This window comes from Micromonospora sp. I033 (assembly GCF_053890995.1).
The window spans coordinates 15,956-40,751 of sequence record NZ_JBSSLX010000003.1 but is presented as its reverse complement, the minus strand read 5'-3'; the positions used below and the strand labels follow the sequence as shown (position 1 = coordinate 40,751).

At 69.4% G+C, this 24,796-nt stretch carries 20 protein-coding genes; 15 read left to right on the top strand and 5 right to left on the bottom strand.

Features of this window, described 5'->3' with window-relative positions; all coding sequences use genetic code 11:
- Positions 1–105 precede the first annotated feature (105 nt).
- The 4 genes from ACW0Q9_RS01095 (at position 106) to ACW0Q9_RS01080 (ending at position 4,938) form a co-directional block, all read left to right on the top strand.
- Entirely contained in the window at positions 106–1,653 is a 1,548-nt protein-coding gene (locus ACW0Q9_RS01095; RefSeq protein ID WP_456177760.1) for a DEAD/DEAH box helicase, read from the top strand.
- 238 nt (positions 1,654–1,891) lie between these two features.
- A complete protein-coding gene (locus ACW0Q9_RS01090; RefSeq protein ID WP_456177759.1) occupies positions 1,892–3,964 on the top strand; it encodes a UvrD-helicase domain-containing protein in 2,073 nt (690 codons plus the stop codon).
- 14 nt (positions 3,965–3,978) lie between these two features.
- The gene (locus ACW0Q9_RS01085; RefSeq protein WP_456177758.1) at positions 3,979–4,653 is read left to right on the top strand and encodes a DUF6308 family protein; all 675 of its coding nucleotides are present in this window, start codon (positions 3,979–3,981) and stop codon (positions 4,651–4,653) included.
- Positions 4,654–4,671: 18 nt separating this feature from the next.
- Complete coding sequence (locus ACW0Q9_RS01080) at positions 4,672–4,938, top strand: hypothetical protein (protein WP_456177756.1); 267 nt, start codon at positions 4,672–4,674, stop codon at positions 4,936–4,938.
- A 312-nt stretch (positions 4,939–5,250) separates the two neighbouring features.
- Here ACW0Q9_RS01080 and ACW0Q9_RS01075 read toward each other — a convergent pair whose 3' ends face one another.
- Positions 5,251–5,874 carry a hypothetical protein gene (locus ACW0Q9_RS01075; protein ID WP_456177754.1) on the bottom strand — a complete coding sequence of 208 codons (624 nt, stop codon included), beginning with the start codon at positions 5,872–5,874 and terminating at the stop codon, positions 5,251–5,253.
- A 433-nt stretch (positions 5,875–6,307) separates the two neighbouring features.
- Here ACW0Q9_RS01075 and ACW0Q9_RS01070 point away from each other — a divergent pair, with 433 nt between their 5' ends.
- Both ACW0Q9_RS01070 and ACW0Q9_RS01065 read left to right on the top strand, forming a co-directional pair.
- On the top strand, positions 6,308–6,607 hold the full coding sequence (locus ACW0Q9_RS01070; protein WP_456177752.1) for a DivIVA domain-containing protein: 300 nt from the start codon (positions 6,308–6,310) through the stop codon (positions 6,605–6,607).
- A 7-nt stretch (positions 6,608–6,614) separates the two neighbouring features.
- A complete protein-coding gene (locus ACW0Q9_RS01065) occupies positions 6,615–6,854 on the top strand; it encodes a hypothetical protein (protein ID WP_456177750.1) in 240 nt (79 codons plus the stop codon).
- 269 nt (positions 6,855–7,123) lie between these two features.
- Here the strand turns inward: ACW0Q9_RS01065 and ACW0Q9_RS01060 are convergent, their stop codons facing one another.
- Positions 7,124–7,525 (bottom strand): hypothetical protein, encoded by a 402-nt coding sequence (locus ACW0Q9_RS01060; protein ID WP_456177748.1) that lies wholly within the window; start codon positions 7,523–7,525, stop codon positions 7,124–7,126.
- Between the two features lie 598 nt (positions 7,526–8,123).
- Here ACW0Q9_RS01060 and ACW0Q9_RS01055 point away from each other — a divergent pair.
- Positions 8,124–8,948 carry a hypothetical protein gene (locus ACW0Q9_RS01055; protein ID WP_456177746.1) on the top strand — a complete coding sequence of 275 codons (825 nt, stop codon included), beginning with the start codon at positions 8,124–8,126 and terminating at the stop codon, positions 8,946–8,948.
- 64 nt (positions 8,949–9,012) lie between these two features.
- On the opposite strand, the gene ACW0Q9_RS01050 is transcribed toward ACW0Q9_RS01055, so the two are convergent.
- Entirely contained in the window at positions 9,013–9,498 is a 486-nt protein-coding gene (locus ACW0Q9_RS01050) for a hypothetical protein (protein ID WP_456177744.1), read from the bottom strand.
- A gap of 119 nt (positions 9,499–9,617) precedes the next feature.
- Between ACW0Q9_RS01050 and ACW0Q9_RS01045 the strand changes: the two genes are divergently transcribed.
- Positions 9,618–15,632: a DUF4011 domain-containing protein gene (locus ACW0Q9_RS01045; RefSeq protein ID WP_456177743.1), complete on the top strand. Its 6,015-nt coding sequence runs from the start codon at positions 9,618–9,620 to the stop codon at positions 15,630–15,632.
- A gap of 295 nt (positions 15,633–15,927) precedes the next feature.
- Here ACW0Q9_RS01045 and ACW0Q9_RS01040 read toward each other — a convergent pair whose 3' ends face one another.
- Positions 15,928–16,494: a helix-turn-helix domain-containing protein gene (locus tag ACW0Q9_RS01040; RefSeq protein ID WP_456177741.1), complete on the bottom strand. Its 567-nt coding sequence runs from the start codon at positions 16,492–16,494 to the stop codon at positions 15,928–15,930.
- Between the two features lie 973 nt (positions 16,495–17,467).
- On the opposite strand from ACW0Q9_RS01040, the gene ACW0Q9_RS01035 reads away from it, so the two are divergent.
- Together ACW0Q9_RS01035 and ACW0Q9_RS01030 are read left to right on the top strand one after the other, a co-directional pair.
- Entirely contained in the window at positions 17,468–17,818 is a 351-nt protein-coding gene (locus tag ACW0Q9_RS01035; RefSeq protein ID WP_456177739.1) for a hypothetical protein, read from the top strand.
- Between the two features lie 22 nt (positions 17,819–17,840).
- On the top strand, positions 17,841–21,191 hold the full coding sequence (locus tag ACW0Q9_RS01030; protein WP_456177738.1) for a hypothetical protein: 3,351 nt from the start codon (positions 17,841–17,843) through the stop codon (positions 21,189–21,191).
- A 395-nt stretch (positions 21,192–21,586) separates the two neighbouring features.
- On the opposite strand, the gene ACW0Q9_RS01025 is transcribed toward ACW0Q9_RS01030, so the two are convergent.
- Positions 21,587–22,084, bottom strand: a complete 498-nt coding sequence (locus tag ACW0Q9_RS01025) for a thiopeptide-type bacteriocin biosynthesis protein (protein ID WP_456177736.1) — start codon at positions 22,082–22,084, stop codon at positions 21,587–21,589.
- Between ACW0Q9_RS01025 and ACW0Q9_RS01020 the strand changes: the two genes are divergently transcribed.
- From ACW0Q9_RS01020 to ACW0Q9_RS01000, 5 genes are all read left to right on the top strand, one after another.
- Complete coding sequence (locus ACW0Q9_RS01020) at positions 21,995–22,639, top strand: amino acid permease (protein ID WP_456177734.1); 645 nt, start codon at positions 21,995–21,997, stop codon at positions 22,637–22,639. The genes ACW0Q9_RS01025 and ACW0Q9_RS01020 overlap by 90 nt on opposite strands.
- A 10-nt stretch (positions 22,640–22,649) precedes the next feature.
- Entirely contained in the window at positions 22,650–23,306 is a 657-nt protein-coding gene (locus ACW0Q9_RS01015) for a GNAT family N-acetyltransferase (protein WP_456177732.1), read from the top strand.
- Between the two features lie 8 nt (positions 23,307–23,314).
- The gene (locus ACW0Q9_RS01010) at positions 23,315–23,680 is read left to right on the top strand and encodes a hypothetical protein (protein ID WP_456177730.1); all 366 of its coding nucleotides are present in this window, start codon (positions 23,315–23,317) and stop codon (positions 23,678–23,680) included.
- Between the two features lie 6 nt (positions 23,681–23,686).
- A complete protein-coding gene (locus ACW0Q9_RS01005) occupies positions 23,687–23,917 on the top strand; it encodes a hypothetical protein (RefSeq protein ID WP_456177728.1) in 231 nt (76 codons plus the stop codon).
- A 329-nt stretch (positions 23,918–24,246) separates the two neighbouring features.
- Positions 24,247–24,672 (top strand): hypothetical protein, encoded by a 426-nt coding sequence (locus tag ACW0Q9_RS01000; RefSeq protein WP_456177726.1) that lies wholly within the window; start codon positions 24,247–24,249, stop codon positions 24,670–24,672.
- Positions 24,673–24,796: the final 124 nt, after the last annotated feature.

Here is a 24,796-nt window from a genome sequence, read left to right as displayed (position 1 = left end):
GCGACGCAAGTTGGTTGGCCAGATCGCCGGCGAGGTCGGCACAGTCTTGAGGTAGACGGGGAGAGCTAGATGCAGCCGGGACCCTTGTGGGTACCACTATGGCAGTTGCTGGCGGCGATGCCAGGTCAGAACAAGCGGCAATTGCTCGCTGGGTTGCAGCGCATGGGTCTGCACGGGCTGACCACGACCGACGTCAACCGGACGTTGTACGCCAACACAGCGACCTTCGCTCATGACGGTGCCACACCACCCCGTTGGCGACTCACTGCAGCCGCATCAAGGAACGGTGGAGCGGTTCCTGCGGCAGTGCCGCCAGCGCTGCCCCGGTGTTACGTCGGCAAGGAGCCGAGGGCCTGGCAGATTGAGGCGTTCGCCGCATGGCGAGCTCACAACCGGCAAGGCGTGGTAGAGGCGGTAACCGGGACAGGCAAGACAACTGTAGGCGTGTTGGCAGCCGCGGGCGCAGTGGATGCCGGCCAGAGGGTGCTGGTGCTCGTGCCCGGTCGTGAGCTGCTCGACCAATGGTATGACGTGTTGCGACGTGACATTCGCGGTGCTGTTGTAGGTCGACACGGGGACGGCCATGCGGACGCGCTCGAAGACCACTCCATCGTGGTCGCCATCGTGAACTCCGCTGCCAGATATCAGATGCTGCCGCTCGGCATGCCGGGCCTGCTGATTGCCGACGAGGTGCACCGCTATGGGACGCCCTTCTTCGTGCGTGCTCTGCAGTCGCGCTTCGGTGCCCGGCTGGGGCTGACCGCGACGTACGAGCGCTCTGACGATGGGTTGATCGACTACCTGGAACCCTTCTTCGGTGGCGTGGTGGCGGTCTGCAGTTACGATCGCGGGCTGGCCGACGAGATCTTGGCGCCTTTCCGTGTCGCCTTCGTGGGCGTTGACTTCACTCCGGAGGAACAGAAGGCTCATGACGAGTACGACGATCGCGTGAGAAGCCTCCGGCGCCGTCTGATTGTCGACCACGGCTGTCCGGCGGAACCGTTCGGTGAGTTCATGGCGACGGTCAACCACCTCAGCGCCGACGGTGACGGGGACTCGCGTGCGGCCTGGGACGCCCGCAAGTACCTCAACGCCTTCAACAAGCGGCGCGAGGTTCTGGCCGAGTGCCGGAACAAGCAGGCAGCGCTTGCCGTTGTGGCGCCGGTCTTGGCTACCGCGGACCGGGGACTTGTGTTCGGCCAAACCATGCGGAGCGCGGAAGACGCGGCAGCGGTGCTCCGGGCGAGCGGTGTGCAGGCGATGGAGATCACCAGCGGCATGAATGCCCTGGAACGCAAGCAGCGGTTGGCGGCGTTCAAGGACGGGCAGGCAAAGGTGTTGGCCGCTCCTCGACTTCTGGACGAAGGGATCGACGTCCCACAGGCCGATGTCCGTGTCATCGTCGCCGGAAGCCGAAGCAAGCTTCAGATGATTCAGCGCATGGGCCGCGTCATCCGCCCGAAGGCCGACCGGCGTCCAGCGACATTCATCATCCTGTACGTCAGAGGCACGACGGAAGATCCCGACACCGGCGCACACGAGGGTTTTCTCGAGCAGATCATCGATGTAGCCCAGGAAATAGAACAGTTCGACCACTTGAGTTCTGGAACGGACCTGCTTGCCTGGCACCTCTCGGGCAGGCGGCCGAAATGACCCTGCAAGCCTCTAACGATGCCCTCGTTCGGCGGGGTCATAGCAACCAACAGCAAGGCGCGGAGGTGCGCGCTATTGCCGAAGAGCCCGGGCAGGCAAGCGACCGGTAGGGTCGCACCCACCGCCCTCGACCGATAAAGCAGGAGGCCGCGCAGTGCCGCAGCTCGCCTTCGCCAACAGCTTCTGGCAGAGCTACGACGTCCTGGAGAAGCCGGTCAAGGCCGGCGTACGCAAGGCGATGGAGAAGTTCCAGCAGCTCAGCATCGCCGAACTGTACGCCGACAAGGGCCTGCACCTCGAGTCGGTGAACAACGCCCGCGATCCTCGGATGCGAACCATCCGGATCACCGATTTCTGGCGTGGAGTGGTGCTGGCGCCCGACGACGGCAGCGACACCTTCCTGCTGCTCAACGTCGTGCCACATGACGGCGCGTACACCTGGGCCGCGAAGCGGCTCTACACGGTGAACACGGCGACGCGGGCACTGGAGGTCCGCAACGTCGTCGCCATCGAGCAGCTCACGCCGGCGCTTGAGAGGGCGGCGGCACAGGCACCTACGCTGCTCTTCGCGCGGTACTCCGACACCGTGCTGCGTGATCTCGGCATCGACGACCAGGTACTGCGGGCCGTACGCACGATCATCGACAAGCGCCAGCTGGAAGCGTTCGGCACGCTGCTGCCCGAGGACCAGTTCGAGGTGCTGCAGTACCTCGCCGAGGGCTTCACGCCGGAGGAGGTCTACCGCGACGTCGTGGCCGAGCGCCGGCCGGCCGACGCGACGCCGGAGCCGAGCGAGAGCCTGGCCGTGGCCATCGCCAACACCGCGAGCCGGATCACCCTGGTGACCCGGCCGGACGAACTCGCCGAGATCCTCGACAAGCCCTTCGCCGCCTGGCGGGTATTCCTTCACCCATCGCAGCGGCGGGTCGCCTACCGGGTCTCCTACAACGGGCCGGCCCAGGTGACGGGCGGTCCCGGCACCGGCAAGACGGTGGTGGCGCTGCACCGCGTCAAGCACCTGCTCTCCCGTACGCCTGACAGCCGGGTTCTGCTCACCACGTACACCAATGCGCTGGCCGCGACCTTGCGGGAGAACCTTGCGCTGCTCCTGGACGACGAGGAGCGGTTGGCGCGGGTCGAGGTGACCACGGTGAACGCTTTCGCGCACCGCACCGTGCGGGCCCTCGCTGGGCGGGTATCGACCCCAATCGGTGACGTGGACGAGCGGCAGGTCTGGCGGCGGGCGTGCCGACGGTTGAACCTGCCGTGGACCGAGCAGTTCCTCGCCCAGGAGTTCCGGCACGTGATCCTCGCCCACAACGTGCAGACCCGGGAGGAGTACCGCAGCGCGAGCCGCCGCGGGAGAGGGTCGGCGTTGGGCGCGCGGCAGCGCGACCGGGTGTGGGACGCCGTCGAGATGTTCCACAAGGAGATGTCGGCTGCCGGCAGTGCAACCCACCTGCAGATCTGCGCTCAGGCGGCGCAGCTGCTCGGCAACACCGACCTCGCCGTCCACGGGCATGACCACGTTGTGGTGGACGAGGCGCAGGACCTGCACCCCGCGCAGTGGCGGGTGCTGCGGGCCGCGGTGGCACCCGGGGCGGACGACCTCTTCATCACCGGTGACCCGCACCAGCGGATCTACGACTCTCGGGTGTCCCTCGGCGCCCTCGGAGTCTCCGTGGCCGGCCGCAGCAGCCGGCTGCGCATCAACTACCGCAGCACGGAGGAGATCCTCTCCTGGTCCACGGGCGTGCTCGTCGGATCCCGGGTCGAAGACCTGGGCGGCGAGGGGGAGGACAGCCTCACCGGCTACCGGTCGCTGCTGCACGGCAAGCGACCGCACGCGCAGGGGTATCCGACGAACCAGGCCGAGATCGCGGCGCTCGTGAGACGGGTGGGGGAGTGGCTGGAACAGGGCGTCCAGCCGAGCGAAATTGCGGTCTGCGTGCGGTTCAACACCCTGCTCACCACCGTGTACGACGAGCTCGCGGCGGCGGGCATTCCAGCGGTGCGAGTGCGGGACCAGCCTGGCGCCGACGTTGAAGGCGTGCGCCTCGCCACGATGCACGCGATGAAGGGACTGGAGTTCCGCTGCGTCGCGGTCGTGGGGGTCACCGCCAAGGCGGTTCCCTTTGCCAAGGAGGTCACGCCGAGCGACGTCGACCAACTGCAGCACGACAGCGACCTGCTCAGGGAACGCTGTCTGCTCTTCGTCGCCAGCACCCGGGCGCGGGAGGCCCTCTCCGTGTCATGGAGCGGGACGGCCAGCCCGTTCCTGTCGTTCACCGCTGCCAGCCAGACCAGATGAACCCGAGGAGAGACATGAGTGAGCCCCTGACACTCGCCGAGATTCTGGCCGTGCTGGGTAATCGCGGGTCCGTCCCCGACCTCCAGCGCTACTACCTGGGGGTTGGCGGTCCCGCCTTCACCGGCGGGCAGTTCGAACGACTCGGCGACGGCGGCGACCTTCCAGAGTTTGCAAACATCGTCACCACTGCCGACCTGATCGCGGTGCAACTGCTCAGCGTCCAGGTACGCCCCGATCGGGCGCTCGACCTGCTTCAGGGGCAGCTCGGCCGGCAGTTCGCGGCGCAGCTGACGCAGATCCCGGCCGATGTCGAGCTGGGCGCCGACAATGCGCTTTCCCTCATCGTGGAGGGCGGCCACGCGGACAAGGCGTGGCGGATGCTGCGCGATGCCAGCGGCATGGGCTGGGTCATCGCCGGCAAGCTGCTTGCCCGCAAACGGCCGAAGCTCGTGCCGGTGTACGACGAGGTCGTGTCGTGCGCCCTCGGCACCGGGACCGGCTTCTGGAAGTGGCTGCACGGCAAGCTCCGTGAGGAGGATGGCGTCCTGGCGCAGGGCCTTGACGCCTTGCACGCGCAGGCTGGCCTGCCCGCGGCCGTCAGCCGACTTCGGGTCCTCGACGTCGTGGTGTGGATGCGCCACAGAGACGAGCACAGCGGTAGTGGCTGCCCCGGACTGCAACTGCCCTGACGTTGAAGAAGAGATGAGATGCGAGAGATCAAGGTCCGACTCGACGGCGTGACCGAGGAGCAGTATGCCGACATCGTGAACGCGATCTGGATGCAGATGAAGGCCATCGGCTGCGACTTCACCGTCACCCCGGACAAGCACGCTGTGCCAGCGCAACTGGACAAGCGCTGGGACGAATACAGCAACGTGTCGTGGCAGGCCGGTGGTCGACGCGGCACCCCACAGGCGATCGCAGCCGGGGTAGGCCGGAGCGGCATCAAGAAGCGCGCCGATGCGGACGAATGACGAAGCCGCGTGAGAAGCGAGACTCAGCTTGCTGAACGCGTCTGCGTCAACTGCAGCGAGGGCGTTCACGGTCGGGCCAACTCATGCCATCGCGGCCCAGACATCGCCTGGTTCGTCCACTGCCACCCGTGCGCGTCCCTGGTCATGGGTCAGATGGAACCGCTTAACCTCCTGCCCGAAGGCAGCGGCGCTGACGTCCACCGGTGCCGAAGCTGCGGCACCTTCCGGGTCTGCCGCACGGGCTGGCGGACCAGATGCCACGTCTGCCTCGACGAGCGCTCCACGGGCCTGGCCCTGGCGGCCGGCGAGCGACTACTGTCCCTGCTCGCGCTTGAGCCCCTCCTCGCAGACCAGATTCGCCGGTTCGCCGGCCTGACTGCGACGGACGACATCAGCGCTCGGGTAGCTGCCGAGTTCCAGGCCGCGGTCACCCTCGGCGAAGAACTCGACCGCAGCCGGCGCGACGACTGGACGGATCTTGCGGGAGACGTTCACGGCCTCCCCTGGTGCGGGCGACGACAAGCAAACCTGTCCCACGGAACCTGGGGCGTCCATGCTCGCTGCGGGTCCTGGCAAAGACTTCGCGGCCGGACCTGCCCCGAGTGTCCGCCCGAGCGCGGCGATCGATCTTTCGCCGCGCTGAAAGACACGCCATATCTGCTGTACCTGGTCCGGCACCGCAGCTTGCAGAAATTCGGGGTCGGCGGAGTGCCTCGGGTGCGGCAGCACCTGCGGGCGGGTGCGGAGGTGGTCGAAGTGGTCGAGGCCCGTCATGCCGACGTCATCGCCGCGGAAGCCATCCTCAAGCGGCAAAAGCGGGATGCCGCGGTGCCGCTGCGAATGTGGCGTACGTGGCGAATGCCGGCGTCGTTCGGGGCCGGCACTGAGGTGGTACGGATGGATGTTCAGATTAGGCTCGCGGATGTCCTTCCCCATGGTCGTGACGTCACCAAGCGCTTCGCGCCATAGGCGGCTTTCATATATGCACCTGAGCTAGCAGCAGATTGCAGTGTTTGGCGAGGGCGGCTCGCGCCGGCTTCCTGCGGTGTCGGCGTAGCGCGCGCCGACCTGCCGGCACAGCGCGGTCAATCCTGCGTCAAATTGACAGTCGGAGCTTCGACGGTTCGCCATGCAACGCTGAACTGGGCTCAAATGCAACTCTTGAGGTTGCAGTAAGAGAAATCAACGCTTAGGGCAAGACTCCTCGTGTGAGCCATTGCATTAGGCGTTGAGGTGTTCGAAGCTGGCCATCGAAGCGCTGATGCTATGCCGTTGTTTGAGGCTGTGGTGCCAGTGCGGGGTGCGTCCGTCCGTGGGCGGAGGGCGGTTGTCCTGCCCCTGCCATCCACTGGAGAGGAATGGCAGCGAAATGAGCATGTGGAATCAGCCGCTGGAGCCGGACGTACCGGCGCTCGACCGTTCTCAAACACGCGTTCGCCTGCTGCCATGGCAGGTGCGGGAGCGCCGCTTCAAGCAGGTGGGCATTGCACGCCGCGGGCTGGAGCCCGGCGACGTCTACGCCTTCCTCGAACGGGTCGCCAACGACCTGGCCGCCGCCTACGCCACCGTCGAGGCTAGTCGGCGAGAGACTGCCACGATCAAGGACGCGCTGCACCGCTGGCAGTCCGAGCAAGGCCGGGCCCGTCTGGCCGATAGGGGCGAGCGGTGAGCCAGCGATGGTCGTTCACGTGCCCATTGTGGCCGCCGACCTGACAGCCGCGCAGCGGCTCGCCCGGGTGGTAGCACGGTGGATGCTCGTTCTGCCGCAGGTTGAAGCGGGCGGAACTACGGTCTCGGCCGAGGACGACCAGAACCTACGCCACTGGGTCTTCTGCGATTCGCCGATGCCTGGCGGCCGACGCTGTCTGCTCCGCGCCGGCCATGACGGCCGCTGCTCCCGGCGGCTGCGCCGCTGACTCTCATGTCGTAGACACCGGGACAAGTTGGCTCGTCCAACGGCAGGACGGCCTCGGCCATCGCTCCGTACAGGAGTGACCCAGGCGAGGATTTTCTGCAATACCGCACCGTCGTCAGTACCGATGCACGCAATCAGATCCATGCAGCAGCCGTTGATCTCCACCGCGGAGCCCGTCCAGGTGCGCCCCCTCTGTAATGGCGAAGCGGCTGCCGACAACCTCGGCGACCGGGCCGTGCAGTCGGCTCGAGTGACCGGGCATGGCGGCAATCATCGCGGTCGGTCCCTGGCGAGCGACTGCAACCCTGGGCCGATGTCCGCGACCGGGACTACCGCGTCGACCAGCGCCCGGAGTGCGAACTCCATCGGCTGTTCGGAGAACAGGATGGCCTTGCCCTGCCCCGCTGCGTAGCCGACCTCGATGCACACGCTCACGCCCGCGTGTCCTCCTTGGGCCACGACGAAGATCGCGTCCGACTTCGCGATCTTGGCGAGGAAGTCATGCGTGAGCTGAATCTTGTCCGACTCGCCGACGATCACATGCTGTTCGTTGAAGTCGTAGCGGGGGGTGTGGACGGTCATGCCCAGGTCGCGGAACGCAGCCTCGGCGCGCTGGGCTGTGTCGTAGAACTTGGAGCTGCTGCATATCGTGATCGCCTTGATTTCCCGCATCGATCCTCCGGGTGTCGGTACTTCTGCTCAGGGGAGCGGTACCAGATGACGAGGCCCGTCGAGGCACCCGATACCCGTGTGCCGTCGCAGAATCTTTTCCCACACCGACGAGCAGTAGCCACGCCACTGGGTCTTCTGCGATGCGCTGATGTCCGGCGGCCTGCGCTGCCTGCACCGCACCGACGACGCGGGGGCGGCTCGCGGCGCCTACGTCGCTGACCACGTCACCAACCGGCTGACCACCGTCGCCGCGACGGGTAGGCAGGCGACCTTGCGCCGGTCACGCGACTGTCAGCCTTTTCGTGTCTGTGGTGCGGCTGGCCAGCAAGTGGGCGCTAGGGCGCTTCAGCCACCGGTGGTGGCGGGCACGTCGGCGAGGCCGGGACGGGGGCTCGGCCGATTATGGCGGCACGAGCGGTCAGGGCCGCCACGACAGCGTCGATCGCAGCTGGACACCGAAAGGCGGCCTCATCGAGGCGAGGGCCACCGCCAGCGCCGTTGACACCGCCAGACGATGTGGCACCTGAACTGCCCGTTAAGGCGAGTGCACCAATGATTCTGGCGCCGTTAAGGTGCGCAGCACGGGGAGGTGGTCGGGTTGGCCGCTCGGCGTTGGGACGCCTGGTTCGACAAGGAGCACCTTGTCCTCCGGCGCAGGCGGTTGCTGCCGTGGCACAAGGCCTACGTCCGGCGCATACCGCTGGCCATGGTCCTCGACATCGGCTCGCTCACCGCAGCCGACCACGCTAAGCGGCGCGCGCAACTCACCCTTCACGGTCCGTCGGCGCCGTACCTGACCGAGCTCGTCCCGGTCCGGTTCACCCCGGAGCAGTGGGCGGTCGCCGGCGGCTTCATGCGAGAAGCGCACGGGATACCGACCCAGCCGCCGCAACCCGGCAATGTGCCATCGTGGGATGCCGCCACGTCCCGCTCGGCCGCCGACGTCCCGAAGCAGGCGCAGCGGCTGGCGCAGCCGCCGGCCGATCTACCAGCCCGCCTTCCGCCGTCCAAGCCGGCTTCCGCCACAGGAAGCGCCACGTCGACAACCCCGACGATGCGGGCTGGCGACGGCAAACGGCCGGTGTGGCTGTGGCTCCAGAACGGCAAGATTCATGCCTCACTCGTCCCGGTCGGCAACACCTCGCCGCGCCAGCTGAGCGCCGCCGATGTCGCCCATCTCCTGCTCGCCGACCCGTCTCGGGCTATGCCGGCGATACGTGCCTTGACCGGCATCGCCGACAGCGGGCAGGCTCTGGCTCGCCTGCGAAGTTGGCGCCGGTCGGACGTCGTCAACTTGAACGCCTCCGACCTCGCCGGTCGGCGGGTCACCGAGGCTCTACAGAAGCCGGGCCGGAGCAACCCGGATGGCAGCGTTCGGACCGTATCTGGCGGCCTTCCCAGCCTGAACAAGCGCCGCCGGTGAGTGCGAGCCACGGGAGACGCCGGCCGGGAAGCGATGCCGGCCTTTCCCGTCGTTGCTCAGCCGGTCACCACCCGATGCCGACGCCGTCGAGCAGGTTGATCGTTTCGTCGTCGCGGGTCAACTCGTAGCCACGCTGGCGCAGCTCCGCGACCAGTTCCGCCTCGCCGTCGAGTCGAACCTGCAGGTACTCACCGTCGTGAACCGTGAGCACGACTTCGCCGTACCGGTCCTGCAGGTCCTGCGGCAGCACGTCGAGCGCCCTCGTCGTGACCATCTTGGGCCAGTACCCGTCCACGATCGCGCCCAGCTCGGTGATGTCGAAGGGCTTGTCGTCGGCGTAGTCGTCCTCTACGTAGCATTCGGGGCCGGCGGGGTTCTCCAGGTGGGTCATCTGCACCTGCCGGGCCTCGCCCCATGTACGCGCGGCGGCGAGCGCCCTGATCTCCGCGGCCTCGCCTGCGGCGGTGTCGGCGTCGACGAAGGCCAGGCAGTCGTGATTGGTGGCGTGGCCGTAGACCAGGCGCCGGGTGTTCGGGTGGTGCGTCGTCATGGCGCACATCCTGCCCGAGGGGTACGACAACCAAGATCGGCATACGGCCGGGGGAGGATCCACCGGTCGGCTGACCGTTAGGCTGGCCCTTCCTGGCCTCGCCACCTGGAGAAACGCCCATGTCCGACAGCGTCTTCGCGCAGTTCACCGCCGACGACGACCAGCTCGCCGTCGCGCTGCTCGTGCAGCCGGCGATCAACGCCGCCCTGGTGCACAACCGGGTACCGCTGGTCCGCCACCTCACGCTGGTCAACCGGGGCACGGAACCGCTGGCGGACGTGACCCTCACGCTGGAGCTACTCGGCCCCGACGGCGCTCTCACCGAGCCGTGGACGCGTACCCTCACCGCGCCACTGCGGCCCGGGGCGAGCACCGGCTGGGACGACTTCCGGGACGTCACGCCGGACCGGGCGCTGCTCTACCGCACCGACGAGGCGTTCCCGGTCGACTACCGTCTCACCGTCGAGGCGGATGGCCAGGCCTTGACGCTGGTCGCCCCGTCACGAGTGCTCGCACACAACGAGTGGTTCAACAGCCCCGCCCTCTACGACAGCCTGGCCGCCTTCGTGCAGCCGAACACCCGGGCGGTCGAGGCCGTGCTGCGGTCGGCGGCGCAGCTCCTGCTCGCGCGTACCGGGTCCGGCTCGCTGCAGGGCTACCAGGACGGCTCGGAGCGGGCGGCGTTGATCGCCGGCGCCGTGTACGAGGCGCTGCGCCAGCAGGAGATCACCTACCAGACCCTGCCGGCGTCGTTCGAGAACAGCGGCCAGAAGGTGCGGACGACGGCCGCGGTGCTGGACGGGCGGCTCGGCAACTGCCTCGACCTCTCGGTCACTTACGCCGCATGCCTGGAGGCGGCCGGGCTGCATCCGCTCATCTTCATCAGCGAGGGGCACGCCTTCGGCGGCTTCCTCCTCGAAGAGGAGCGGCTCGGCGCCGCGGCGGTCACCGAGATCAACCTGCTGATCTCGATGGTCGACTCGGGCCGCGCGGTGCCGGTCGAACTGACCCGCGTCGGCCCCGGCGCCCAGTCGGCGACCTTCACCGAGGCGGTACGCGTCGGCCTCAGCCACTTCCGCGGCGAGGGCCACCGGCTGCAGGGCGTCGTCGACGTCCACCTCGCCCACCGCTCCGGCATCCAGCCGCTGCCCTCGGCCGACGAGATGGTCGCGCCCGCGCCCGTCGACACCGAGACGACCCCCAACGCCGGGGCGTCGCTCGACCTTCCGCCCGGTGTCGCCGCCGCGAAGCTACGCCAGCTCGCCGACGAGGGCGAGGAGGTGCCGCAGCCCTCCGACGGATCCCCGGCACGCATCCAGCAGTGGCGGAAGTGCCTGCTCGACCTGAGCCTGCGCAACCCGCTGCTCAACCTGCCCAAGCGCGGCCGGGGCCTGGACCTGCACGTGCCCGCCGGCGCCCTCGCCCTGCTGGACGACCTCATCCACGACGGCCGCCAGGTGCAGGTCATCCCGCAGGACGACATCAGCCACGTGCACGAGCTGGCCGGCGCGCGCCGGGCGCAGGACCTCGACGCCGAGATCCTCACCCGGGAGCTGCGCACCGACCGGCGGGTCTACGGTGCCGTCAGCGAGGCCCGCTACAAGACCGCCATGCGGGCGTTGCAGCGCGAGGCGCGCACGATGGAGCAGGAGACCGGCAGTAACTACCTCTACCTGACCATCGGCACCCTGGTGCACACCAAGACCACCGGGGGAGAGGCGTACGCGCCGCTGTTCCTCCTGCCGGTGCGCATTGAGGGCGGCAGCGGCCGCCGCCCGTACGCGATGGTCATCGACGGCACCGAGGTGGCCAGCCCCAACTACTGCCTCATCGAGTGGCTGCGCGTCAAGCACGGGGTGCGGATCCCGGAGCTGGAGCAGCCGGTCCTCGACGAGCACGGCATCGACATCGCGAAGACCCTCGCGGCGATCAACACCGGGCTGGTCGACAACCGGCTGAACTACCGCATCGACGAGACCGCCAGCCTGCGGCTGCTGCAGTTCTCCACCTTCCAGATGTGGCGGGACCTCGGCGACCACTGGCCCCGGTTCATGGAGAACCCCGTCGTCCGGCACCTGGTGGAATCCTCCGGCGCAACCTTCGACGACCCGGCCCGCCCGAACCACGACGCCGACGTCGCCGTGGACGAGGGGGAGCTGCACCTGCCGATCCCCGCCGATGGCTCCCAGATGCAGGCGATCGTCATGGCCGAGCGCGGCCAGTCGTTCGTGCTCGAAGGTCCGCCCGGCACCGGCAAATCGCAGACCATCACCAACATGATCGCCCGCGCGGTCGCCGCCGGCCGCTCGGTGCTGTTCGTCGCCGAGAAGCAGGCCGCCCTCGAGGTGGTGAAGCGCCGGCTCAAGCAGATCGGCCTCGGACCGTTCGCGCTGGACCTGCACGGGCGCAAGCAGTCACTCAACGCCATCCGACAGCAGCTGCGCGACGCCCTCGACCAGTACGAGCTGGGCGGCGACGGCGACTGGACGGCCGTCGAAACGGCGTATCGGACGCGGCTCGCCCCGCTGGCGGAATATCCGACGCAGGTCCACACCGCCAACCCCGTCGGGATGTCGCTCTGGTCGGCCTACGAGCAGGTCCTCGCGTACGGGGACGGCCCCGCCGCCCCGGTCCCGGTCAGCTACCTGCACGCACCCGCCGAGGTACGTGCCCGGGTGGAGACGACGCTGCGGGAGTTCCCGGCGGCCGCCCGCTCGGCGCGGGTCCGGCCCGAGCATCCCTGGGCGCTCAGCGGCTGCCGGACCCTCGACGGGCTGCACGGCGCGGCCGTCACCGAGATCGCCGCCGACCTCGAACGCCTCCGCGCCGACCTCGCCGCCCATCCCCACCTGGTTGGGCTGCTGCGCACGCTGCCTACCCCGGAAACCGTCACGGAGCTGCAGGCCGGCGCCTGGCTCGCCGTACGCGCAATGCTCCCGGACCGGAAGACCACCTTGCGCGCCGGCGACCGGCGGTGGGACGCGGCGGCGGCCCGGCTCCAGGGGGAGCTGGCCGCCTTCCACCAGGGCTTCGCCGGTGAGCTCGCCACCTTCCGGCCGGACGTGTTCGCCCGCCCCGAGCTGGCCGCCTGGCACGCCGAGGCGCAGGAGGCGGCGAAGAAGCTGCTCGGCAAGCGCAAGCGCCGACAGGCCGTCGTCGACAAGCTGGCCGTGCACCTGGTCGCCAGCGCGACGCTCGACGTCGAGCGCGTCGAGGTGACCACCGGACGCCTGGTCGCCGCCCAGGCCCAGGCCGCCGCGCTGCACCAGCACGCGGTCGCGCTCGGCGGCCTACGGATCCCGGCGTGGCAGCCCACGAACCCGGACGCACAGCAGCGGCTGGCGGAGGCCATCGAGGCCACCCGGGCGGGCCGCACCCTCCTGGCCCGGCGCCCGCAGGCCTGGGACCTGTTCCAGCGCGGCGTCACCGACGTCGACGCCGCCCTCCTGGACCGGGTCGCCTCCCGGTGGCGGGCCTGGCGCGGGGTGCTGCGTTCCGCAGAGCCGGAGCTGGCCCTGTGGTCGGCCGGCTCGCACTGGGTCGACGCCTGGCAGCGAGACGGCGCGACCTGGCTGCATGACCTGCGCGGCGAGGAACTCTTCCCGCTGCGCCGCTGGGCCACCGTCCTCACCCACGCCGACGTACTTGCCTCCGCCGGCCTCACCGACTACCGCGACCAGTTGCTGCGCGCCGAGGTGAACGGACAGTTCGCCGAGGAGGCATACCGGCGTGGCGTCGCCGCCGCCTCCCTCGGCGAGCGGGTACGGGCCGGCGGGCTGCAGTACTTCGACCCGGAACTGCACGACGACGAGATCGCCCAGTTCGAGACGGCCGCCGGTGAGCTGCGGTCGGCGCTGCCCGAGCGCCTGCCCTCGGTACTCGTCCGCCGCCGCCCGTTCAGCCCGACCGACCGACGGGGCCGCCTCGCCGACTTCGCGGCGGAACTGCGCCGCAAGCGCGGCGGCCGGTCCTTCCGGGACCTGTTCGAGCACTTCTCGGACGCCGTGCTGGCGTTGACGCCGTGCGTGCTGGTCAGCCCCGCCTCGGCGGCGAACTTCCTGGCACCGGGAAGCCAGCGCTTCGATCTGGTCATCTTCGACGAGGCGTCGCAGATCCGGGTCGCCGAGGCGATCGGCGCGATGGGGCGGGGCAGTGCCGTGGTGGTCGTCGGTGATTCCCGGCAGATGCCGCCGACCAGCTTCATGCAGGCCAGCCACACCGTTGACGACGTCGACGAGGGCGACGGCCCGGTGCTGGAGGACCTGGAGAGCATCCTCAGCGAAGCCGTCGAGTCGGGGCTGCCGCAGCGGTGGCTGTCCTGGCACTACCGCAGCCACGACGAGTCGCTGATCGCCTTCTCCAACCGCTACTACTACGACAACAAGCTCTCCAGCCTCCCGTCGCCCGGCATGAGCAGCTCCGCCGGCATCGCCTGGCGGCGGGTCGACGGCCGGTACGACCGGGGCGGCTCGCGGACCAACGACGTCGAGGCGCGGGCCGTCCTCGCCGACATCACGCGACGCCTGCACGATCCGGCCACCGCCGGGCAGTCGATCGGTGTGGTCACCTTCAACATTCAGCAGCGGGACCTCATCCTCAACCTGCTGGAGGACAGCACCGACCCGATCATCCGCGAGCAGATCTCCGGCGCGGTCGCCGAGCCGATCTTCGTCAAGAACCTGGAGAACGTGCAGGGCGACGAGCGGGACGTCGTCCTGTTCTCCCTGGCCTTCTCCACCAACCCGGAGACCGGCCAGCTTCCGCTGAACTTCGGTCCGCTCAGCCAGGCTGGCGGTGAGCGGCGGCTCAACGTGGCGATCACCCGGGCCCGCCGGCAGGTGGTGTTGTTCTCGTCCTTCGACCCGTCGGACATCGACCTGTCCCGCACCTCGGCGGTCGGCACGCAGCACCTGCGGGCGTACTGCGAGATGGCCGCCGCTGGTGCCGACCGGCTGGGCGACCTGGCAACCGATCGGACCGAGCGGCGCAGCCGCATCCGCGACGAAGTGGCCGCCGCACTGCGCGACCGCGGCCACGAGGTCCGCACCTCACACGGCCTGTCCGACTTCACCGTGGACCTCGCCGTACGCCGGCCGGGCTCGGCCCGCTGGCAGGTGGCCGTCATGCTGGACGGCCCGGACTGGAGCGCCCGGCCGACGGTGGCCGACCGGGACCTGGCGCCCGCCCTGCTCCGGACGATCATGGGCTGGCCGGAGGTGGTGCGGTTCTGGCTGCCGGCGTGGATCCACGACCCGTCCGCGCTGCTCGACCGCGTCGACGACGCCGTCGCAAGGGCCGACGCCCCAGAGCCGCCCGCGCCTGCGGAGGCCGTCGCGCCCCACGGCACGGTCGAACTGCCGTCGCCCCGCACCGCCGAGGACGTCGAGCAGGTCCACCTGGTCGAGCTGTCGGGTCCACGCGTTGCGGAGGACACCGAGCCCGCCACGGAAGTGTCGCCGGCACCTGTCACCGGCCTCGCCACCGTGTCAGCGCCCGCCCCCGTCAAGGACCTTGCCACCGCAGCCGCGCCGGCCCCCGCCGCGAGCGCGCCGGCGCTGACCGGCGCCATCGAAGTCAGCCCCTTCGTCCCGTACGCCCCGACGCCGCTCGGCGACCAGAGCGACCTCGACCTGCTCTCCACCGACCAGCGGGTGCGCGGGCTCGTCCGGGAGGCGCTGCGGGAGATCATCGCGGCCGAGGGGCCGGTCGAACAGCACCGGCTCGCCCGCTTGGCCCTGGCCCGGTTCGGCTTCCTGCGGACCCGGGAGGACCGGCGCCTCGCCGTGCTCGCGCTCGTCGACGTCCGCCGGCTGTATGACCACCCCACGGTCGGGCGGTACGCCTGGCCTGAAGGGACGGACCCGCAGACGTACCGCGCGTACCGGGTCACCCAGGCGAGCAACCACCGGGCGTTCGAGGAGGTGCCGCCCGAGGAGGTTGCCAACGCGTTCGTGCACGTTCTGCAGGACGTGCCGAGCGTGGACGAGGAGCGCTTGCTGCGCGCGGGGCTGGAGCGCCTCGGCTACCGGCGGCGCACCGACAAGATCGACAAGCTGCTCAGGTACGGCTTACACGTCGCGGTGACCAGCGGCCGAATCCGGTTCGACCAAGAGGGACGCCTCACCCTGGGTTGACCTGAGTCACGTGACCGCGCCTGAGTGAAGTCGTCCCCGGCTACGCCGGCCGACTTGCGTCTGCCCATCGATCGACCGCGATACGGGGTGTAGCCGGCTCCGTCGCATGCTGTAGCGCAGGTCGTGATCAGTTGCCCGACAGGCCGCGTCGCGCGCCGCCAGGCCCCGACATCATCCCGAGATTCGCGTGGGTCCGCTTCCGCGGACCCTCCAATTTGCAGACGACGGCGGAAGAGGCCGTCTTGACGGCGGCGATGACCCTGGAGGCCTGCGATGACCTAAGCCGCGATCGAGATCATGCCCCGCGCTCGATTGCCTCCGAGCGGCAGGGAATGCACCTGCCAGCAGGCTGGCCGATGTGCCCCGGACGCGAGCAGCGGCGGCCACCGTCGGGCATGGGCGGCGCCGTGCCGCCTCGCTCGGCGCAAGCCGGAGCGAGGGCCTGCTTCCTCTGCGCACCGAACCGGTCGCGATTCGGTGCCCGCCCGTCTTCCTTCCATTGGTCTTCAAGGCTTCGGGTGACACCCTGTCTGTCACCCCCGATGGCCGAATCTGTCACCCTGCCCTGCTGATTTGTCACCCCAGAGGCGGTTCCCGTCCGCCCGGCTCCGGTGACCAGGCGGTAGACGCGGGTGGCGATCCCGGCGACCTTGGACACGGCCAAGCGGCCGAGCTGCACCAGCTTCGTGAGGCATCGCTGCACCGTCCCCTCCGAGCAGCCGGCGTAGTTGGCGATGGTGGCGACGGAAGGCCAAGCCTTACCTTCATGATTGGCGTGTGCGGCGATGGCGATAGCCACGGCACGCTCGTTCTTCCCAAGATCTTTCGTCGCGAGAAGAGCGAACTTAACGGCCAGGCTCATGGCGTCGGACCTCCTACGTCCGTCGGGGCCACGGGTAGGTGTCCTGCACCGACGCGGCCGAGCTTCCAGTGGCATCCCGCGCCGTACAAGCGGCGGGTTTAGTGATCCACGCTCACCTATCGCTGAAGGTCAAGTCGCAAAGGCGAGGCGGGCATTCCAGCCGGCCGCTGACTGCGGCCGAATCGAACTCGGCACGAGGAACCGCACGCCCCGAAGCCCGATACGAGCGCGCTGAGCGTTGGAGGCCGGCCAGGCGGCGCGGCGGGACGGCTGCATGCGGATTTTCCGGCCGGACATGCTCAGCTCACGGGGTGGAGACGATTGGTCCAGTGAGGAGAGGCGAGTGCGAGGTCCGCGAGGCTGAGTGGACTCGCCGCGGAGCTGCCACAACGCGCCGACTCGGCTCAAATCGGTCCAGGCGGCGTGGCCCAAGCTGGCGGTGGCAACGGGCACGCGTACCGATGCGCCGGCGAGGTGCTGGTGCAAGAGGCGGGCGCGGCTGGCGGAGCACCGGCTCAGGGTCAATCGCATCTTCGCCGGCTATGCCCGCAGCAAGCCGGCTACGTGTGTAATCCGTCAGCGCTGGCGGCGGAGCAGGCGCTTGACTATGGTAAGGGGGAGGTGGGGGCAGCGGACGCAGGCATGCTCGTGGGCGCATGGGGTGCCGTATGGGCGGAAGCAGTCGCCGAGGGCGACCTGGCGTAGCTGGAGGCGCTTCTCAAACTCGACCCATTGGTTGGCGGTGACGTCGCGGTATTCAGCGAGCGGCGTCGCGTAGCGCACGGTGGCGGGTGATGAACTGCTGGTGTCGGGTGGTCACTTCGTCATGGAAGACGCAGGTGTATCCGCGGGTGGTGTCCAGGTCGAGATGGCCCAGCAGGGCGGCGGCGATAGACGAAGGCGCCGTTCCAGTAGCTCGAGATGACTATGAGGGGCGGGCCAATCGTTGATCCGGCTTGCGAGAATGGCTGTCATGAGGCGATCGACCATGGTCCTCGTTGGGACGTGTGCCGCAGTGGCGGTGCTGGGTCTGGTGTTCTGGCTCGTTGACGACAGTAGTGCAGGGAAGCTCGGCGGGGCGGTCTCGGCGCTGGCTTCAGTCGCCGCGGTCGGCATCGCGATCTGGGCTGCACTGCGTCGGCCGAGCGGAAGTACCCGGGTGTCGGGCACGGGTCCGGCGGTCGCGAGATCGTCCGGGACGGCGATCACAGGGCTGGCGGTGCGGCCGGGGCGATCCCTGTCCGACCAGCACGTCGACATCGAAAAGACCGGTCGGGCCGAGGCTTCGGACGGCGGGCAGGCAACCAGTGGCGCCACCATCTAATCCAGGACAACGAACAGCAGTGATGCCACGCCGGATCGACGCCTCGCACACTGGGCCGGCCACCGCCAGCGCCGGTGGCGTTGCCATCTCCGGCGTGCACTGTGGCGACATCCACGTGCACCCGCCGGCGCCGTGCCGGTCGCTGTACCGCGACAGCGTGGTCACCCAGATAGCGCCGCCGTCGTTGCAGGGGCGGGAGACCGAGCTGGAAGAGCTCAGCCACTTCTGCAGCGTGCCGGACGGCGAACCCTACGTGTGGTGGCAGGCGTCAGCCTGGTCGGGCAAGACGGCGCTACTGTCGTGGTTCGTGCTGAACCCACCACCGAGCGTACGGGTCGTCTCGTTCTTCATCACCGCACGGCTCAAGAGCCACTCCGACCGGTCGGCATTCCTGGAGTTCGTCCTGGCCCAGCTGTCGGAGATCCTCGACGAGCCGATGCCGACGGTCACCGACGCCTCGGGCGAGGTCGAGTTCCGCGACCGGCTGGCACGCGCCGCCCGGCTCTGCGCGGAGCGGGGTGAACGTCTCCTCCTCGTCGTGGACGGGCTCGACGAGGATCGTGGGGTTACGGCAGGCCCGGACGCCTACAGCATCGCGGCGTTGCTGCCGCAGCAGTTGCCCGACGGCGTGCGGGTCGTCGTCGCCGGCCGCCCGAACCCGCCGGTACCCGAGGACGTGCCGGCGGCGCATCCCCTTCGACGGCCGTCGGTCGTGCGGGCCCTGGCCGCCTCGCCCCATGCGACGGCGGTCCAAACGGACATGCGCCGGGAGATCAGGCAGCTACTGCTCGGGTCGGACCTGGAGCGGGACCTGCTCGGTCTGGTCACGGCCGCCGGAGGTGGTCTCAGCGGACCGGACCTCGCCGAACTCACGCGCACCCGGGTGTTCATCGTCGAGGAGCACCTTCGCACTGTCACAGGCCGCAGTTTCGCCAAGCGACCGGCCGACTGGCGACCCGACACCCATCCGGAGGTGTATCTGCTCGGACACGAAGAGATCCAGGTGGAGGCGGTCAACCGCCTCGGGGAAGCCGCGTTGCGGGAGCACCGGGAGCGGTTGCATGAGTGGGCGGACAGCTACCGCAGCCGCGGCTGGCCGCCGGAGACCCCGGAATACCTGCTTCGTGGTTACGGCCGCCTGCTGCACGAGATCGGCGACCTGCCCAGGATTCTCGCCATCGCCACCGACCGGGCGCGGCACGACCGCCTGTTCACCACCAGCGGCGGAGACTTCGCCGCGCTGGGGGAGATAAGCGCCGTCCAGGAGATGCTCCAGACCGTGGCCCCCGGCGACCTCGCGAGTCTGGGACGGGTGGCGGTGCACCGCCTGCGCATCACCAAACGAGCGGAGAGCATCAAGGTCAATCTGCCGCACGTCTGGGCCCGGCTCGGTCTGCCCGAGCGGGCGGAGACGCTCGCGCGGTCGATGCCGGACCCGGACCGCCGGGCGTGGGCGCTCGCGGGCGTCGCACGAGCGGTCGCCGCCGACGGTCACCCGGAGAAGGCATTGCGGATCACGGACTCCGTCACCGTGCCGCGCTGGCGCAGCTACGGCCTGACCGGGGTGGCGAGAGAGCTGGCCCTCGACGGTGAGCTGGACCGGGCACGGCAATTGGCGCTGCGGGCCGAGGAAGCCGCCGAGGGCGTGGAGGCGATGGCCCGCCTGATGGAGGTGTACGCGCTCTGCGGCGACAACGAGCGGGTACGGCAGCTGTTCCGCTCCTGCAAGCGTGACGATCATGACGCGTGGGCTCTCCCCGGGCCGCTAGCGACCGCCGGCGATATCGCCGGAGCGCAGGAGATAGCGGCATCGATAAACGATCCGCGGTGGCGCACGTACGCCCTCATCGGGATCGCTCACGCCCTCGCCAGGAGCGGCGATCGAGGCCGAGCTCGGGAGTTCGCCGCGCAGGCCAGCGACCAGGCCGCGTTCGACGGGTCCGACCGGCACGGATTCGCGATGGCGCCCCTGGTCACCGTCCTGTTCGAGATCGGAGAGCGGGACCAGGCCGGGCGCCTCGCCGATCGGATCGAGGAGATCATCACCGCGGCCGAGCCGACCTTCTACCGGGCATACGCGTGGGCGGAACTGGCCAAAGCCGTCGCCGCGACCGGGGACCTGGACCGCGCCGGCGAGTACGCGGAGCGTGCCGAGCAGGCCACCATGGCGGAGATCGGCATGGATCGCGAACTGGCCACCCTCGTGCAGCCGTTGCAGGCGATCGGCGAGCCCGAACTGGCCCGGCGGGCCGCTCAGCGGATCACCGAGCCGTACGTGCGCGCCTGGGCGCTGACGGCGGTGGTCGACACCGCCTCCAAAACCGACGTGGCGGAAGCGAAAGCGGCAGCGATGTCCATCGCCGAGCCAGGGTTCCGGCTCGACGCGCTCGGCGCCGTCGCCGAGGCGGCGTTGCGGGTTGGCGACGTACCGACGGCTCGGGCGCTCATCGACGAAACCGTCGAGGTCTCCGGAGCGCTCAGCGGTGACCTCCAATCGGTCTCGGGCCTGGCGCCGGCCATCGGGCTCTCCGCCCGGCTGGGCGAGAGCGGCCGGGCACGCGAGCTGGCGAACCGGGCGGAAGCGGAGGCATTTACGCTGACCGATCCATGGTTGCGGGCGGCAGCCATGGCGCCGGTGCTGACGGCCTTGGGCGGCTGCGGGGAGGTCGACCTGGCGTGGGAGATGGCTCAGCGCCTGGAACGGTTCGCCGTAGAGGCCGGCGACCGCCTCGATGCCGACGGCGTTCGGGCACATCTGGCGGCGGCACTCGCCCCGGCGTACCGGGAGCACGCCACGGAGGTCGCCCGGCGCATGGCGAACCCGGTCGTGACGTTCGACTCCGGTGTCCTTGCCGTGGTGCTGACCGGTGACTTCGATCGAGCGGAGCAGACCGCCAGAGCCATTGATGGTGGGCCGGCGGAGGTCTTCCTGGCTGAGCTGGCGGACGCCGCCGCCGCGAACGGGGATCCGCGACGGGCGCTCCGGCTGGCCCGCGAGGCGGCCCAGGCCCCCGCCACCGATGTCGAACCGTGGCATGACGCCGCGCTCGTCATACTCATCGGCGCAATGGTCCGCCTCGGTGAGCGCGCTCACGCCGCCGACCTCGCCACCAGACTCCGCAACCGCCACGAGCGGGTCTGGGCGGTGGCCAAGTCCGCTCAGGACCTCGCCCGGCGCCGCGCGGCGGTCGCCTCCGCCCTGCGGGTCACCGACTGGTCGCCGGTCTGGCAGCCGGTCTTTTCACCTCTTGATTCAAGACCGCCGGAGCTACAAAAGGATCTGGTGCTGATGCCTGCCCACATCCTCGCAGCCGCCGCCCCCGAGGCCCTGAAGACCATCGCCGAGGAGCTACTCCTGATGACGGAATCATAAGACGCGGCGGTGATCCGAATCGTCGCCGCTCACTGAGCCCTTTCAACCTTCCCACGTCATAAACCGGGGGGCGAGTCCTGTCTGCAGCCCAGCCCTTCGATCAGAGAAGCCCTTGCCCATGCTCATTCTGCCCGCTTCGAACACAGTGAGCGAGGCTAGCCCCCCGAGGTGCCGATCATGTGACCGACATGATCATTCCTGGCTATTCAAGATCTGGGTCTGGCAAAGGTCCGCGTTCGCCGGTCCTCGGTCGGGGGGACATCGCCGCCCCGGACCTCGATGCGGCCTCCTTCACCTGCCGTGATCGTACGGGGAAAGGAGCAGGTGCCCGTTCCCGCGCGAATCAGAGACCTTGCTTGTGGCCCGTAGCACCTCTCGTCTCGTCCCCGGTGCGCCTACATGCGATCTGGCAGGCGCGGATCGGGCAGGCCGAAGATGGTGTGCCGGGCCGCTTTGGCGAGGGTGGCTTGGGTGGTGGCGGGTAGTCCGATCCTGTTCCAGTGGAAGATCACGTGCAGTGTGATTACGGCGCGGAGGCCTCGGGTGAGGGTGCCCTGCTCCCGTTGGTGATGTAGGGCTGCGCCGGCGTTGGCGAATGCGGTGTGCCAGGCGCCGGTGGTGCGAGGTGCGCCGAGCAGCAGGCTCCGAACGTCTCCGGTGAACTTTTCCCACCTGGGGTCATCGGTTGTGGGTGCCTGGTTGAGGTGTGCTGCGCGGTGCTCGACGACTTGTGCCCAGACGTCGCCTTGCTCGTTGAGGTCCAGCCCTGCTGCGCGCATCAGGGCGGTGCACAAGATCAGGGAGTGTTCGCGTCGGTTGGTGGGGTGCTGGTGGAGGTAGGTGAGGAGGTGGTGGCTGTCGTGGTGGAACCCGCCCTGCTGTCCTTCCACCACACGGTAGCCCGGTACGCGTTCGCGCTCGGCCGCGAACGGGTCTTCCCCAGCGTCCTCGGCCGAACCAGCCGGCGCACCGGCGCCCCGAAAGCCGGCTCCATCCTCCAGACCGCCCTCGCCGTGGCCGTGCTCACCGGGTACGTGCTCGCCGACGCCGACCCGATCGTGCACCTGTTCTTCTGGCTCACCTCCCTCGGCGCCCTCGGCGTACTGATCCTGATGACGGCCACCTCGGTCGCCGTGCTCAGCTACTTCACCCGGACCGCGCACCGCGACGGCATGTGGCGCACCGCCGTCGCGCCCTTCCTGCCCGCCCTGGCCCTCGGCGCCATCCTCGTCGTCACCGTCGAGCAGTTCCACGCCCTGCTCGGAGTCGACCCGACCTCCCCGCTGCGGTGGATCTTCCCCGCCGGCTACCCGGTCGCCGCGGCGACCGGGCTGGCGTGGGCGTTCACGCTGCGCGCTCGGCCCGATGTCTACCAGACGATCGGCCTCGGCGCCGACAGCGCGACAGCGCCCCTCCGCGCCCCCGATCCCGTCCGCCAGCCCGCCTGAGGAGCTCCCAATGGTCACGACCCGCACCGATCTCACCGTCCGGCAGGCCACCGTCGACGACGTACCGTCGCTGCTGCCCGTGCTCGCGGAGGCGTTCTCGACCGGCACGGTCGCCGAATGGGCGGTCCCGGAGCCCGCCGACCGGCTAGAGGTGTTCACCGGCTACTTCCGGTACATGCTCGCCCTCGGCCTGCACCACGGCAGAGTCGACACCACCCACGACCTATCCGGGGTAGCGATCTGGTACCAGCGCGACGAGACACCCCCACCTCACCCCGACCACCTCTACGGGCTGGAGGAAATCACCGGCCAGTACGCGCCGAAGTTCCTGCTGCTCGACGCGATGTTCGAAGCCCGCCACCCGCGCCTGCCGCACGCGTACCTTGCCTACATCGGCGTCGACCCGGCCGTACAGAGCCGGGGCGTTGGGTCGACGCTGCTGGCCCACGCCCACCAGGCGCTGGACGCCGAGAACCTTCCGGCGTACCTGGAGGCCAGCAACCCCCGCAACCGCAACCTGTACGCCCGCCACGGCTACCAGGCCGGACCGCCGATGCAGCCGACCTCGGCCGGGCCATCCTTCTGGCCGATGTGGCGCGGCCAGCTCAACGGCGGTGTCCGCTCGTCATTCCCGCCGCCCAACCCGTACTACCGGCGCTCACGGTGAACACCGCCATGAGCAGGTCCGTACGCCGGGCACGCCCGGCCGATGTTCCCGCCGTCACCGCGCTGCTGGTCGACGCGCTCTCCCGTGACCCGGTCGCCGAGTGGCTGGTGCCGGACGCCGACAACCGGCCGGACGTCCTGCACCGGCTCCTCGCCATCGACGTCGACCACGCCATCGAGACCGGCTACGTCAGCGTGGCGGGGGACTGGTCCGCGGTCGCGGTGTGGCGGCGCCACGACCTGGACGCGCAACAATGGGCGCTCGGCGACTACCACCTGAGCACGTTCGCGGGCCGGGCGGCTCCCCGCTTCGGCGAGCTCAACGCCGCGGTGCGCAGCTACCGGTCCGACGCGCCGCACCACTGGCTGTCCTGACTGGCCGTGCAACCCGGCTACGGCTGGCCGGTCGCCGCCGAACTGCTGCGCCAGCACCACCAGGTGGTCGACCGGACCGGCCACCCGGTGTACACCGTCGTCACCACCGAGAGCGCCCGAGACCTGCTCTACCAGCACGACTACCGACCGGATCTTCCGCTGCATCTGCCCAGCGGCCCGAGGCTCTGGCCACTGACCCGGGCTGGCCGCCCGACCGGGAGCAGCAGCTCCGGCTGAACGTTCCTCCGGTGAAGCCCGCTGCCCTGCCTCCAGCGGCCAGAACACCACGAGGGCCCGGAAGGTGTGACCGCGCGACGTGCGCAGGAAGTGCGGACCCGCCACCCAAGGTCACCCTTCGGGCCCTTCGGCTCTTGTGCGCCTCCGTCAACAGAAGCCGACGAGCCTTGTCAAGTGCGGGCGTTAACAGAGTTAAGCACTCAGCAACCACCTTCATCGCCGCCCTGCGTGGCGTAGGAGATCGTGACCGTGAAGGATGTGGGCTAGTGACGGCTCGAGTTGCCTGTGTTGCTTGTCGAGTTTTGCGACGTGAGGGGTGGGGGCGAGGGATGAGCCTGGATGTAGCGGTAGTCGCCGCCGCAGCTGCTCCCTATGTGGTGCAAGCGGTTGGCGCCTATGGTTCGGCGGTGTTGTCTAAGTTGGAGGAGGCGTCGGCATCAGCAACGGTGGGCTTGGGTGGCCGGCTATTGCGGAGGGTGTTGCGTCGCGATGAGTCGGCTGATGCGGTACGGCAGGCGGTGACCGAGCTGGCCGAGCTTCCGGAGGACGCGGACCGCGTGTCGGTGTTGCGAGCAGAGCTGCGCCGGGCCATGGGCGCCGATTCCCAGTTGGCGGCGGACGTAGCCGAGCTCTTGCGAGAGTCTGGCGTGACAACGATCGTCACGGGGGACCGGGCAGTGGCTGTGAAGAACAACTCGGGGATTGTGCAGACTGGCGACGGTAGTGCCGCCTGGCAGGGGCCCGGCCCACGATGAGCTCGCCGGACGCCTTCGTCTCGGCAGAATTGCCGAGTGCAACGGGAGCACAGTCGGCGATCGTCAGCCAGAACAGAGGGATTGTCCAAACGGGCAACTACGCCCGGGCGTTTCAGACCCAGAT